The sequence below is a fragment of the Vibrio parahaemolyticus genome (assembly GCF_900460535.1).
In the GTDB taxonomy this organism is placed as follows: domain Bacteria; phylum Pseudomonadota; class Gammaproteobacteria; order Enterobacterales; family Vibrionaceae; genus Vibrio; species Vibrio parahaemolyticus.
This window is the reverse complement of record NZ_UHIL01000002.1, coordinates 1109722-1124140: the sequence shown is the minus strand read 5'-3', so window position 1 is coordinate 1124140 and position 14419 is coordinate 1109722. Positions and strand designations below refer to the sequence as shown.

Genomic DNA, 14419 nt, shown 5'->3' with positions numbered 1-14419 from the left:
CGTCTTAGCCCTCAACCACCGACACATTCTCGCCAACCCAAGCTAACAATTGTTTTGCCGCTTTGGATAACACCTGATTTTGACGCACGATGTAGCCGAAATCAGTGTTTGGAAAACTTGGCAAAGGCGCAACTTCTCGGGAAAGCTTTAATCTCGGATCGAGCGAGAAATCCGGCACAATAGCAGTCCCAAACCCCGCTTCAGCCCAGTCAATTTGAGCTTCCACACTGCCCACTTCCATCACGCGATGCTTAGGCAGATTTAACTCAGGTAAAGACGCATCAATCAGCTCTCGGGTTCGAGTATCGTGCCCTAGCAGAATCAGCGTTTGGCTCTCTTTTCGATTGTCCTGCCACTCAAAAATGTTATCGCCAAACGCACACCAGTGAATCTGCGTGAGAGGCGTAAAATGCAGCGGTTGACTCTCTTTTTGTGCGATAACAAAGCCGATGTCGGCACGCGCACTTTTCACCAAATCCACCGCTTGAGAAGACGTGGTATTGAACAACGCCAAGTCGATACCCGGGTATTCACTTTTGAATTGCTGAAATGGTTTGATAAGCAGTAAACGTGAAACGATATCGCTCGCCGCAATAGAAAGCGTCCCCTGCGTAAGATCGTTGATGGCATTGAGATCCGACTGACAAATTTGCAGCTCATTAAGCATCCGCTGCGCCGTAGCTAACAAACGCTTCCCCGCTTGCGTCAACTGCACAGGATTTCGCTCAATCAGTTTCGTGCGCGTAGCCTGCTCCAACTGCTTGATATGCAAACTTACGTTCGGTTGCGTCATGTGCAGTTCCGTCGCTGTTTTGCCGAAATGTTTTACCTCTGCAAGAGTTACGAAGGTTCGCAGCCAGTTCAAATCTAACATTGCCAATTCCGATATGAGATTCTTATCAAGTTAATGAGTATAATTAATTTCTCTTATTATGGCGAACACCTTAAGATTTTTGCATCTGTTTTTGGAGATTAAATTATGTCGTCTATCGTTGTTGTGGGTGCAAACTGGGGTGATGAAGGCAAAGGCCGCATCGTTGACTTTTTGGCAGAGCAAGCTTCTGCGAGCATTCGTTTCCAAGGTGGTAACAACGCGGGTCACACCGTGGTTAACGACCTAGGTACGTTCAAGCTGCACCAGCTTCCAAGTGGCGTATTCAACCCTGACTGTTTGGCAGTGTTAGGTCCGGGTATGGTTATCAGCCCTGCGTTGCTGTCTCAGGAGATTGCGGAAGTTGAAGAAGCGGGCGTAAAAGTGAATATGTGCATCTCTGATCGCGCAACACTGTGTCTACCTCTACACGCACTAGAAGATACGCTAGAAGAACAGCGTTTAGGCGACAAAGCATACGGTTCAACTCGTCAAGGTATTGCACCTGCGTACGGTGACCGCGTAATGAAGAAAGGCATCCTAGTTGGTTGGTTGAAGCAACCAGAAGTATTAGTTGAACGCCTTCAGTTCATGATGGATTGGAAACTGCCGCAACTGCGTGCGCTTTACCCGACGTTCGAGTTCGAACAAACCGCTGAAGAAATGGCGAACTGGTTGCTAGAAGTGTCTGCACCTTGGCGCGATTCAATTTGCAACGTAACGCTTCCTCTAAAAGAACTACAAGCAAAAGACAAAACACTATTGTTCGAAGCACAGCTTGGCGCGGGTCGTGACCTTGTTTACGGTGAGTACCCTTGGACAACATCTTCTAACGTTGTATCAATGTACGCGGGTATCGGTAGTGGCCTTCCGGCACTTCGTCCTGAACGCGTTATTGCGGTTGCAAAAGCATTCAGCTCATCAGTAGGTACTGGTACGTTGATCACTGCAATGGAAGAGCAAGATGCTTTCCGCGAACTTGCAGGCGAGTTCGGTGCAACTACGGGTCGTCCACGCGATATGGGTTACTTCGACGCAGTCGCTACGAAGAACGGTGTTGAACTGCAAGCAGCAACTGAAATTGCGCTAACGAAAGTAGACTGTTTGACAGGCCTTAACGATCTAAAAATCTGTGTTGGCTACGAAGGCGACCACAGCGAAAACCCAATCTGGCCTCAAACTGCAGCACTAGCACCAATCTACGAGAAAATGGAGAGCTGGAGCGAAGACATCACAGGTTGTCGTAAGTTTGAAGAGCTACCAGTAGCAGCACAGAAATACGTTCTACGCATTGAAGAACTGATGGGCGTACCAGTAAAAATGGTCTCTGTTGGTCCAGGTCGTGAACAAATGATTATGCGATAAGATGTGAAACGATACCAACTCTGACTGGTATCGCACATCATTGGCAAGCGGCTTATCTGTTCCGGGGTAAAGCCGCTTTTTTTTTGCGCTATGTTTGCAGGCCATTTAATCTTCTAAAAGCTTAACTCCTATCCTCCTTCCCTTTACATCTCTTAGCAAAACACGCCCTCACTTCTTACTTACAGATCCATCACTGGTATTTCGTTCAATGTTGAACAGGTTGCCGGTACATCTCACTTGTTAAAGAAGCACGTTAATTAGGTTAACTGGTTGATTTGATATTCTTTAAGTGATTAGTTGATCACGATTTTCATCTGCAATTTGTTGAGCTTGTGCTCAAAAATTCTCCCGTTCTGTTTTTAGGATAGAGGTTGTTCCCCAACCAACATCTAACCTAAAAGCAGGTGATTCCCATGACAAAAAATCTTTTCCGCCTCAGTACGATTACCCTTGGTTTGTGCCTCAGTTCTTTGTCGTTCGCCCAGTCCGATCTTCCTAATATCAAAATCCTCGCGACTGGCGGCACCATCGCTGGCGCAGGTCAATCTGCCACTGAGTCGAACTACACCGCAGGTAAAGTTGGCGTCGAATCATTAATTTCTGCTGTGCCGAGCATGACCAACATTGCGGATATTTCTGGTGAGCAAGTCGTCAGCATCGGCTCTCAAGACATGAACGATGAGGTATGGCTGAAGTTAGCGAAAAGGGTTAACGAGCTGCTCGCTCAAGATGATGTTGACGGTATCGTCATCACCCACGGTACGGATACATTGGAAGAAACCGCATACTTCCTTGATTTAACGGTGAAGAGCGACAAGCCCGTTGTGATCGTGGGCGCGATGCGACCATCCACCGCCATGAGTGCCGATGGCCCGGTCAATTTATACAATGCTGTTGTTACTGCAACCGATGAGGACTCAAAAGGCCGCGGCGTACTAGTGGCAATGAATGACACCATTTTCGATGCGCGAGATGTAACGAAGACCAACACCACCTCGGTAAGTACGTTCCAATCTCCAAATTTTGGCCCTCTTGGCTACATTCACAACAGCGATGCAAAGTACCAAAGAAGCCCTGAACGTAAACACACCACAGAAACCCCATTCGACGTATCAAAACTCAACACACTACCTAAAGTAGGCATTGTTTATAATTATGCGAATGCGTCGAGCTTGCCAGTCAAAGCCTTGGTTGATGCCAAGTTTGACGGTATTGTGAGTGCTGGTGTGGGTAATGGTAACTTGTACCACACGGTCTTTAATGAGCTAGAAAAAGCGAGCAAAGATGGCATTGTTGTCGTCAGAAGCTCTCGCACGCCAACTGGCTCAACGACTTTGGACGCGGAAATTGATGATGATAAATACGGCTTTGTTGCATCAGGCACGCTAAACCCACAAAAAGCACGTATTTTGCTGATGTTGTCACTCACCCAAACGAAGAACTATCAAGACGTTCAGAAGATGTTCCAGTACTACTAAGGAACAACTATATAAGTTGATAATTGATAACCAGTAATACGTAAAGAGGAGGTTGATCGCAACCTCCTCTCCTCCAAGTGACTAGCCGAACAAACGACGCTTCATCCCGGCTCTCTCAAGAATGCGCGTTGAAATTTCTTCTACCGACAATGACGACGTATTGATGTAAGGAATCGCTTCTCTTCTGAATAAAGCTTCAACCGTGTCCAACTCCAACTTACATTGCTCTTCACTGGCATAGTCGCTGCCCGACAGACGATTCTCACGAATCTCATTCAAACGTTCAGGTGTGATGGTTAAGCCAAACAGTTTGTGGCGGTGCACCTCGAACTCTGGCAACAAACGCATCATCTTGACGTCTTCGGCAATAAACGGGTAGTTCACCACGCGCAAGCCAAACTGCATCGCCATGTACAAACTGGTTGGTGTTTTGCCGCTGCGCGATACACCAAGCAGAATGATATCCGCCTGTTCCAAGCCTTTCAGTGTAATGCCATCGTCGTGAGCCAAGGTGTATTCGATCGCCGCAATACGGTCAAAATAGGTATCGGAATCTTTCCCTACACTGCGAGAGCGCTGCAACTTCGGGGCGGGTGCCATCTGAATGTCGTCTTGCACCTTTTGTACAATGCTTTCAAGCACATCGTAGCTGTATGCCGGAGCTTCTAGCAGCATTTCGCGTACACCAGGCACCACAATCGAGAAAAACACCAACGGTTTAACGCCGTTGCGTTGGTAGGATGTTTCAATTTCTTTAACAACATCCGCAACTTTGTCTTGGCTTTCTACAAAAGGAAAGGTTTTTTCATTAGGAATGAAAGGAAATTGACCAAGAACAACATGGCCCAACGTCTCACATGTTATCGCCGTACCGTCAGAAACATAGAACACATCACGACTTTGGTTATTTATTTGCATTTCTGTTTAATTTTTCAAAATCTTTTGAGTAGGATGGTAAACATAATATTAATAAACCAGTTTGGCTTTCAGTTAGGTTCCCCACAGCTTTTAAAATTCGTCAGAATTTTTTTGAGCCAGAACGTAATCGTTTGCCTTTGACATCAATTGAGACAAATACTTTGTTTGGATTGATTTAAGTCCCCCTACTAAGCTGCAATGTTTCTGGAGAAAGACATGCAAAAGAACACCCTCTGGTTCAATGGCCTATCCATGGATGATGTCGACAAAGTCGGCGGTAAAAATGCCTCACTTGGCGAAATGGTTTCTAACCTTGCTAATGTTGGCGTATCAGTACCAAATGGCTTTGCGACAACCTCATACGCGTTTAACCAATTCCTTGACCACGAAGGTTTGGATGAGCGTATTCACCAATTACTTGATGAACTGGACGTTGACGATGTTGAAGCTCTGCGTAAGACAGGCGCTACCATCCGTCAATGGGTATTACAAGCCCCTTTCCCTGCGGATCTTGAACAAGAAATTCGCAATAATTATGAAGAACTTATCGAAGGCAACACTGAGCTTTCGGTAGCGGTTCGCTCTTCTGCAACAGCGGAAGACCTACCAGACGCCTCTTTTGCTGGTCAGCAAGAAACGTTCTTGAACGTGAAAGGCATCGACGCAGTACTAGAAGCCACAAAGCACGTTTACGCTTCTCTATTTAACGACCGTGCGATCTCTTACCGTGTACACCAAGGTTTCGACCACCGTGGCATCTCGCTGTCTGCGGGTATCCAACGCATGGTTCGTTCAGACAAAGCCTCTTCTGGTGTTATGTTTACGCTAGACACTGAATCTGGCTTTGACCAAGTCGTGTTCATTACATCGTCTTGGGGCCTAGGTGAAATGGTCGTTCAAGGTGCGGTAAACCCAGACGAGTTCTACGTTCACAAGCCAATGCTTGAAGCGGGTGAGCACCCGATCGTTAAGAAAACTTTTGGTTCGAAATTGATCAAAATGATCTACTCAAACAACCAAGAGATCGGCAAGCAAGTTGATATCATCGATACGTCAGAAGAAGAGCGCAACACCTTCTCTCTAAACGAAGAAGAGATCAAAGAGCTGGCTAAACAAGCGATGATCATCGAGAAGCACTACCAACGTCCAATGGACATTGAGTGGGCAAAAGATGGTATCGACGGCAAGTTGTACATCGTTCAAGCACGTCCAGAAACCGTATGTTCTCAAACAGAACAAAACGTGATTGAACGTTACGAACTGAACAACAAAGCCGATGTGCTTGTCGAAGGCCGTGCTATCGGTCAACGCATCGGTAAAGGCCCAGTACGTTTGGTTGATTCTCTAGACCAAATGTCACTAGTTCAAGAAGGCGATGTGCTTGTCACAGACATGACTGACCCAGACTGGGAACCAGTGATGAAGAAAGCATCGGCAATCGTAACTAACCGTGGTGGACGTACGTGTCACGCAGCAATCATCGCTCGTGAATTAGGTATTCCTGCTATCGTTGGTTGTGGCGACGCGACAAGCAAACTGACCGATGGTGCAACCGTAACCGTCTCTTGTTCAGAAGGTGAAACAGGTTACGTTTACCAAGGCGACTTGGATTTTGAAGTAAAACGCTCTTCTGTTGATGAACTGCCATTGTTGCCAACAAAAGTGATGATGAACGTGGGTAACCCTGATCGCGCGTTCGACTTCGCACAAATTCCAAACGAAGGCGTTGGTCTTGCACGTCTTGAATTCATCATCAACAAGATGATCGGCATTCACCCGAAAGCACTGTTGAACTTTGACGCTCAAAGCGATGAGCTGAAAGCGGAAATTAAACAGCGCATTCGTGGTTACAAAGATCCTATCGATTTCTACGTAAGCAAACTGACGGAAGGCATCGCGACCATCGCTTCTGCTTTCTGGCCAAAACGCGTCATCGTTCGTATGTCTGACTTTAAGTCGAACGAATACAGCAACTTGGTTGGTGGTAAAGCGTACGAACCGCATGAAGAAAACCCAATGCTAGGCTTCCGTGGCGCGTCTCGTTACATTTCTCCAGTGTTTGAAGACTGTTTCGAACTAGAAACGCAAGCCATCAAACGCGTTCGTAACGAAATGGGTCTAAAGAACGTTGAAATCATGATCCCATTTGTGCGCACGCCAAGTGAAGCCGCATCGGTTATCGATTTACTAGCGAAGTTTGATCTACGCCGTGGTGACCAAGGTCTGAAAGTCATCATGATGTGTGAACTGCCATCAAACGCAGTGCTTGCCGATGAGTTCTTGAAGTACTTCGATGGCTTCTCTATCGGTTCAAACGACATGACTCAGCTAACGCTTGGTCTAGACCGTGACTCTGGCGATGTGGCTCACCTGTTTGATGAGCGTAACGCAGCGGTGAAAATCATGCTGAAAATGGCGATTGATGCTGCAACCAAAGCTGGCAAGTACGTAGGTATTTGTGGTCAAGGCCCATCAGATCATGAAGATTTGGCGGAATGGTTGATGGAGCAAGGCATTAGCTCTGTTTCACTCAACCCAGACACCGTTATCGACACTTGGTTACAGCTAGGTAAAGTTAGCAAGTAATTTGCCGAAAGGAAGCCACTTAACACAAGTGCTCCTAAACCAATGAGACAAAGCCCTCAAGCTGCGGTTTGAGGGCTTTTTTGTTGGGCTTCTATCACGCCCTTGTCAAGGGTACGTGAGTTCGTGACGTCAATCCCAACCTAGAATCATCGTCAATTTTCCCTATCCCAAATTTCACCTAAAATGAAGTAAAACCGACCACGTTTAGGACGAGCTCTAATGAAAAAGCCGATCGTTATCTTAACCACACTTATGTTACTCACCTATCCAGCTCATGCAGATTGGGACGAGATATCCAACAAAATGTCTGAGCTAGGCGAAGCGGTTTCGGATACTGCGCAAGATGTTTGGGACGACACTAAAGCCTTTTCAAAACAAGCGTGGCAAGATTTCACGAATTGGTCCGAAGAAGCAATCAATACGGCTGGCGAATGGACAGATGCCAGTATCGAAAAAAGCAAAGAATGGATAGATGCCGCAGACAAAAAAATTGATGAGTTGATGGAAGGCGACACGCCAGAAGAAGCGCGTCAAGCGATTGATTTGATGGCCGATAGCACCTTACTCAAACTCTTTAATGAAAAACCAGAAGCGAAAGCGATTTACGATAAAGCTTACGGCTACGCCGTTTTTGATTCTCGCAAGCTCTCTTTGCTTTTCCACACTAATTCAGGCTCTGGTGTGGCGGTAGATAAGACCACCGAAAAACGCACCTACATGAACATGTTTGGTATGGGGGTTGCGCTAGGGCTCGGCGGCAAGTTTTATCAGCAAGTGGTTTTGTTCGAAAGCAAACAAGACTTCGATACGTTCGTCAACGAAGGCTGGGAAGCGACCAGCGAAGCTTCAGCAGTTGCAGGCGAAGATGCCGAAGAGTTCTCTGCACAGTTCAACAGCGGCGTTGCCGTTTATCAGCTCAACTCAAAAGGCTTACTTATCGATGCGAATGTATCTGGTTCAAAATACTGGGTAAATGAAGAGCTCACCAACGCCCAGTAATTTACCTGCTCTGATTGAAAACACTTCACAACAACGAATGGTTTCACAGGAATTGATAGAAATCTGAGCATTAAAAATCATAGAATTAACAATCGAGAACGCAAAACTGAGTACCTGAGCAACTTTTTAGGGGGAAGTCACGAGAAGATGGTGACTTCCCTTTCTCGTTGGATTGCTTTTGGTTATGCTTGCGCAAAATTAAATCATGTCAACTCGATGATCGCATGCCTAACCAAAACTTTAACGCGCTACTCGCAGAAGCAATTTTTGCTTTAAACACGCCTAACTTCACCCCAAAATTGATGAGCGTGATTCACTCAATTTTCGATTTTGATTGCGCGATCATTCTTGGTTACCGAGAAGGCAAACATCCGATCTATCTTTATGACTCGATTGAAAATGAACGTGAGTTGCTATTTCAACGTTACCTGACCAACTCATTTCAAAACGATCCGTTTTTCCAAAACCTCAACCAGAACAAGCAACAAGGCATCTTCACCCTAAAAGATGTGGCGAAAAAAGGCATCGAGTATCAAACGTATCGAAAGCAGTTTTACGATCAAACAGGTTGGAAAGATGAACTCAGCATGCTGGTAGAAATCGAATCCGGTCGTTGGGTAATTCTCTATTTTGGCTGCTTGCGTGAAGGTAAACGCTTCTCTGCCGCGCAAATCAACAGCTTGCGATCGCATTTTTCTGTTCTTCAATCGCTGTGCCAACAGCATTGGAAACAAGCCGAGTTTAACTTATCAGAGCCCGTAGTTCGCCCAGACGCCTACACAGGCAATATGAAGGTTGCCATTGAGCAGGCGTTAAGCTCATTTGGCATAGAGTCACTGACTCGACGGGAGCAGGAAGTCGCTTCCCTCCTTGCTCAAGGATTTGATACTAAAGAAATTTCTGCGCATCTTCATCTTGTTCAAGGCACAGTAAAAAACCATCGAAAGCGCATCTATTCTCAGCTTAATGTTTCATCGTTGAGTGAGCTGTTTCAATTGTTCCTCAACCACCTGATCATGCACTCAAAATAGAAAACTATCCCTTTAGGGATATATCGACAAAAGGTGTCGCGTTTTAGTCTGAATACAACAACCACTAAAACAGACAAAAAGAATGACGACACCATTACTGCAAGATTTACAAGATCGTGGTTTGATTGCACAAGCCAGCGATTTGGAAGAAATTCAGACACTTCTCTCACAGCCTCAAACCGTTTACTGCGGCTTCGATCCTACTGCAGGCAGCTTGCACATCGGCCACCTCGTGCCTTTGATTATGCTTAAGCGCTTTCAAGATGCCGGACACCAAGCCGTTGCTCTGATCGGTGGTGCAACGGGCATGATTGGCGACCCAAGCTTTAAAGCGACTGAGCGCAGTCTTAACTCAGCGGAAATCGTCTCAGGCTGGGTTAACGATCTCTCAAACCAAATTCAACAGTTGATGAATCACCAATTGAGCAAGCCAATGATCATGGTGAACAACGCTGACTGGATGAAAGCAATCAATGTGATCGACTTCTTCCGCGATGTGGGTAAGCACTTCTCGATTAATACTATGATCAACCGAGAATCGGTAAAACAACGCCTGCAACGCCCTGACCAAGGTATCTCCTTCACCGAATTTAGCTACGCTCTGCTGCAATCGTACGATTTTGCCGAGCTAAACCGTCAATATGGTTGCCGTTTGCAAATCGGTGGCAATGACCAATGGGGGAACATCGTTAGCGGGATCGATTTAACTCGTCGTCAAAATGGTGAGCAAGTATTTGGCTTAACTCTGCCGCTGATCACCAAATCCGATGGCACCAAATTTGGCAAAACTGAAGGTGGTGCAATATGGCTAGATCCTAGCAAGACCTCTCCTTACGCGTTCTACCAGTTCTGGCTTGGCGCAGAAGACGCCGACGTTTACCACTTCTTGCGTTACTACACATTCTTGAGCTGCGAAGAAATTGCCAGCATTGAAGCGCAAGACCAAGCAAGCCAAGGTAAGCCACAAGCACAACGTATTCTCGCTGAGGAAATGACGCGGTTTGTTCATGGCGAAGAAGGCCTAGCTAGCGCCGAACGCATCACTCAAGCTTTATTCAGCGGTAATGTGCAACAACTGAGTTTGGGTGAATTAAAACAATTGGAATTGGATGGTTTACCAAGCATTGAGAGCGCACAACAAGATTTGGTTGAGCTGTTGATTGAGTCGGGGTTAGCAAGTTCGAAGCGTGTTGCACGCGAACACATCAGCAACAACGCCATCAGTGTAAACGGAGAAAAAGTGTCGGCTGATAACCCGAGTTTGAGCTTCCCACTGTTCGATCAATACTGGTTATTGCAACGCGGTAAAAAGCACTTTTGCCTCGTAAAGCGTGCCGCGTAGCAACACTCGAAGTACAAAGCCTATAAAAAATTCCCCTCACCACTTTCGTGATGAGGGGAATCCAAATTTGAACGATTTTAAGCCTAAAAATAGGCAAAGACGTCGCTTATTGCGTTCTTAAACGTTGCCAGTACTTTTCGTAAATCGCTAACGTTTCTGCGCCAACATCATTAATAAACTCGCCTTTTTTCATGTCTTCTGATGAAGGGAAAATAGTACGGTTGTTTTTCAACTCTTCTGGCAATTTGTCACGCCCAGCGTTCGTTGCCGACGCATAACCCAAACTGGTCACGATTTCCGCTTGGTTCTCTGATTGGTACATAAAGTTAATAAATTTATGCGCCAATGCTTTGTTTTTACTGCCAGACGGAATAGTGAAGTTGTCCATCCACAATACCGCGCCCTCTTCCGGCATCACGAACTTCAGCTCAGGCATTTCAACCTGCCCTTGGAATGCGTTGCCGTTCCATTGCATGCCGACCGATGTTTCACCGGACACGTAAGGGACTTGAGGTGCGTCTGAGTTGTACAGCAATACGTTATTTTTCAGTGCCACTAAAGAATCGAAAGCCTGTTTGATTTCTGCTTCGTCTTTTGTGTTCACGCTATGGCCATTTTTCTTCAGCGCCATACCGAACACATCGCGAACGTCATCAATCAGCATGACTTGTTGTTCGTATTGCGACTCCCATAAGTCAGCCCATTTTGTCACTGGTTGCTCAACCATGGATTCGTTGTAGCTGATCCCGGTAATGCCCCAAATATAAGGCAATGAGTAATCATTTTTCGGATCGTGTGCTTGGCCGAGTAAGCCGTCCATTGTGTCTTGCATGTTTGGCACTTGAGCGTGATCTATTTTCGAAAGCAGCCCTTCTCGACCCATTTTTTCAATGAAGTACGCAGAAGCAAAAACCACATCGTAACCAGAACCTTTTAGCAATTTTAGCTTGGTGTACATTGATTCATTATTCTCAAAGGTCGAATAATTAATCGTAACGCCTTCTTGTTTTTCAAACGCTTTTAACGATGCTTCCGGCAAATAGCCACCCCATGCATAAACGTTCAACGTTTTGCTATCTGCATGAGCAAACATGCTGAGCACAAGAGCACTCAGCCCCAATCCTTTGATGATTAATTTCATGGTATGCGATCCAACCAGTCCAGCGACGCGCTGGGATTCGGGTGCATAATTAGGTAATTGTTACCCAATTGAAAGAAAATTTAATTAATCTTTAACAGCAAAAATATTTATCGAATTTATAAAATTAACGCGTGTTTTTAATAATGACTGTGCATACCAAAATGATGAGACATTCCATCTTCCATTCGGCCGCCTTTCCAGCCACCAGCTCCGAATAAATGAAGCACATCTTGAGCGGTATAATCGACACCAGAGAAGAAGTCATGCGCCACATCAGAGCGGATGGCTTGCAACTCTGGTTGATTTTCCAAATCAAGATCTTGCGGATTCGCATACAACGCCAACGCAATTTTTTGTTGGCACGCGCTTAACTCGCCGGTGCTCGTCTTTACCTGACCGACGGAAAAGTACTCACGACTGCCGTATCCCACTATCAATCTGGTACTCATTAGCTTAATCACTTTCTTAATGCGGCGACGCTGTATAAATCTCAACATGTTGAAGTCCTTATTTATATTTCGATAATTAATAATAAGTTTTGTATACCACACATCAATACTCTAGAGTGTCAGGGTTTAGCACGGCACTCAAAGAGTATGGAGTTCAAGAGTGAAAATTGACGATCTAAAACTGTTCACCAAAGTCGTCCAACTTGGCAGCTTTACAGCGGCAGCCAATGCTTTGGACTTGCCACGAGCAAATGTTAGTCGACGCATTGGAGAACTGGAACGTTACCTCGGAACGCAGCTTTTTCACCGCACCACTCGCAGCCTTTCGCTGACAAACAAAGGCGATGCCTACTACCAAGATCTACAAAAAGTACTCACCTTGCTTGATTCGGCAAACCAGCAAGCCAGTAACGAAAGCATCGAGGTCAGAGGAAAAATCAAACTTGGCCTTCTGCCAGAAACCTATGAACATCTTCAACCCATTTTGTTTGAATTTCAGGATCAATACCCGCAGGTTGAACTCGACATTCGCAATATCAACAATGGCTTTATTGATATGTTTCAGCAGGGGTTGGACATCGCGCTGCACGGCGGCATGCTGTTTGATTCAGACATTGTCGCGAGAAAGATCTTAACGCTAGACCGATGTGTCGTTGCCTCACCGAACTATCTTCAAACTCACGGCACGCCCGCCACATTAGAAGAGTTGAGCGATCATCAGTGCATTTGTTTTCGTTGGCCAAATGGCAATGTCGACAACCTTTGGCATTTTCAGGAACAAAACGTAGCGCTCAAACCAAAACTCATTTCCAACAACATCGGCTTTATTAAAAGCTCCACAGTGCTTGACCGCGGCATCAGCTATATCCCAAAACTGTTGGTAAAAAATGAGCTCGAATCCGGTGCATTGGTGCAAGTATTGTCTCAATATGCTGTCACAGAAGAAACGGGGTGGTTACTCTATCCTCAACCGAAAACGCTGAACCAAGCTAGCCGGTTACTTATTGAACATTTGTGCAATAAAATCCCAAAGCTTTTGTAGTTTGCATTTATTGTCATAAAATTTGTGACATTGAATCATGCGCACGCATGATTATCTGAACATCTGTGAATTATAAGATGGCGCCGAAATTATGGAGCCATCTTATGAATCATCAAATCAAAACCGCTGCGCTGAGCACTATCGCGCTCTCTCTACTCGGCTGTAATCAAGCTCAACCTCAGGTTGAGGAGCCAAGCGCATCCAGACCCGTTCAAGTGATTGAAGTCAACGAAAGGAATGAAGAACTCAATAAATCATTCAGCGGGATCGTAAAAGCAAAAGAAACCGCCTCACTCTCTTTTCGTGTACCCGGCACCGTGGAAAGCGTGTTCGTAAATAAAGGCAGCGTGGTAGAAAAAGGCCAAGTCATTGCCACGCTAGACAAGCACGACTACCAAGTCTCACTAGAAGAATTACAAGCGCGCATGTTAGAAGCGCAATCAGCCCACAAACTCGCGAAAGCCGAGTTAAAGCGCGTAAAACAAGCGACTTCTGATGATGCCATTGCCAGCGTAAACTTAGACCGAGCCATCAGCAGCTACGAACGTAGCCTCTCTGCCGTCAAAGTGGTTGAGAAAAACATCCAACGTGCAAAAGATGCCCTACGTTACGCCACTCTACGTGCACCATTCACTGGCATTGTTGCCGACGTTTCTGTTGATCCACATGAACAAACCTTGCCGGGCGGCAGTGTTGTGTCAATTCAGCAAGAAGACAGCTGGGAAGTCGACATCGACGTACCGGAAAATATGATTACGCAATTCGCACTAGGTCAGCCAGCATCGTTGACTTGGTATGATTCGGAGCAATCCTACCGAGCAACCGTGGCAGAAATCGCGCCGAAGAAACACTTGCTCAAACAAACCTATACCGTCACGCTAGACATCGATTCGATTTCCAGTGCGCTATTCAACGGTAAAGCAGTCACGGTTAATACCGCGCTCAACACCAGTCACTCAAGCCATTGCTTTCCTTACTCTGCAATTTTGGGTGAGAAACAAACTCTGCACGTGAATGTGGTTCGTGATGCGGTTATTCATTCAGAGCCGGTCAACCTTGACTCTATCGACGCATACCAAGCGTGTGTGACCGGAAGTTTTGAGCAAGGCGATTATGTGGTGATCAGCGGTAGCCATTATCTGAGCGAGGGCGATGCCGCCCCAAACCTGACCATCAAGACGTTGTAGGTGCGAATCC

The 14419-nt window shown here is 46.0% G+C and carries 12 protein-coding genes; 8 read left to right on the top strand and 4 right to left on the bottom strand.

Annotated elements, in window-relative coordinates; translation table 11 throughout:
- Positions 1-4: 4 nt before the first annotated feature.
- Positions 5-874 (bottom strand): LysR family transcriptional regulator, encoded by an 870-nt coding sequence (locus DYB02_RS22150; protein ID WP_029803744.1) that lies wholly within the window; start codon positions 872-874, stop codon positions 5-7.
- A 105-nt stretch (positions 875-979) separates the two neighbouring features.
- Here DYB02_RS22150 and DYB02_RS22145 point away from each other — a divergent pair, with 105 nt between their 5' ends.
- Together DYB02_RS22145 and ansB are read left to right on the top strand one after the other, a co-directional pair.
- Positions 980-2236, top strand: a complete 1257-nt coding sequence (locus DYB02_RS22145) for an adenylosuccinate synthase (RefSeq protein WP_005464135.1) — start codon at positions 980-982, stop codon at positions 2234-2236.
- Positions 2237-2649: 413 nt separating this feature from the next.
- A complete protein-coding gene (gene ansB / locus DYB02_RS22140; protein WP_005483970.1) occupies positions 2650-3714 on the top strand; it encodes an L-asparaginase 2 in 1065 nt (354 codons plus the stop codon).
- Positions 3715-3795: 81 nt separating this feature from the next.
- On the opposite strand, the gene ppsR is transcribed toward ansB, so the two are convergent.
- Positions 3796-4632 carry a posphoenolpyruvate synthetase regulatory kinase/phosphorylase PpsR gene (gene ppsR, locus DYB02_RS22135; protein WP_005464081.1) on the bottom strand — a complete coding sequence of 279 codons (837 nt, stop codon included), beginning with the start codon at positions 4630-4632 and terminating at the stop codon, positions 3796-3798.
- A 216-nt stretch (positions 4633-4848) separates the two neighbouring features.
- Between ppsR and ppsA the strand changes: the two genes are divergently transcribed.
- The 4 genes from ppsA (at position 4849) to tyrS (ending at position 10590) form a co-directional block, all read left to right on the top strand.
- Entirely contained in the window at positions 4849-7218 is a 2370-nt protein-coding gene (gene ppsA, locus DYB02_RS22130) for a phosphoenolpyruvate synthase (RefSeq protein WP_005479906.1), read from the top strand.
- A gap of 219 nt (positions 7219-7437) precedes the next feature.
- Positions 7438-8217 (top strand): lipid-binding SYLF domain-containing protein, encoded by a 780-nt coding sequence (locus DYB02_RS22120; RefSeq protein ID WP_029803745.1) that lies wholly within the window; start codon positions 7438-7440, stop codon positions 8215-8217.
- Between the two features lie 224 nt (positions 8218-8441).
- Complete coding sequence (locus DYB02_RS22115; protein WP_029803747.1) at positions 8442-9248, top strand: helix-turn-helix domain-containing protein; 807 nt, start codon at positions 8442-8444, stop codon at positions 9246-9248.
- A gap of 82 nt (positions 9249-9330) precedes the next feature.
- A complete protein-coding gene (gene tyrS, locus DYB02_RS22110) occupies positions 9331-10590 on the top strand; it encodes a tyrosine--tRNA ligase (protein WP_025442548.1) in 1260 nt (419 codons plus the stop codon).
- 106 nt (positions 10591-10696) lie between these two features.
- Here tyrS and DYB02_RS22105 read toward each other — a convergent pair whose 3' ends face one another.
- Together DYB02_RS22105 and DYB02_RS22100 are read right to left on the bottom strand one after the other, a co-directional pair.
- Positions 10697-11731, bottom strand: coding sequence for an ABC transporter substrate-binding protein (locus DYB02_RS22105; protein ID WP_005373831.1), 1035 nt, complete (start codon positions 11729-11731; stop codon positions 10697-10699).
- Between the two features lie 137 nt (positions 11732-11868).
- Positions 11869-12228 carry a DUF6559 family protein gene (locus DYB02_RS22100; protein WP_029803749.1) on the bottom strand — a complete coding sequence of 120 codons (360 nt, stop codon included), beginning with the start codon at positions 12226-12228 and terminating at the stop codon, positions 11869-11871.
- A 112-nt stretch (positions 12229-12340) separates the two neighbouring features.
- Between DYB02_RS22100 and DYB02_RS22095 the strand changes: the two genes are divergently transcribed.
- On the top strand, positions 12341-13222 hold the full coding sequence (locus DYB02_RS22095) for a LysR family transcriptional regulator (RefSeq protein WP_005479816.1): 882 nt from the start codon (positions 12341-12343) through the stop codon (positions 13220-13222).
- A gap of 104 nt (positions 13223-13326) precedes the next feature.
- Positions 13327-14409, top strand: coding sequence for an efflux RND transporter periplasmic adaptor subunit (locus DYB02_RS22090; RefSeq protein ID WP_029803751.1), 1083 nt, complete (start codon positions 13327-13329; stop codon positions 14407-14409).
- Positions 14410-14419 lie beyond the last annotated feature (10 nt).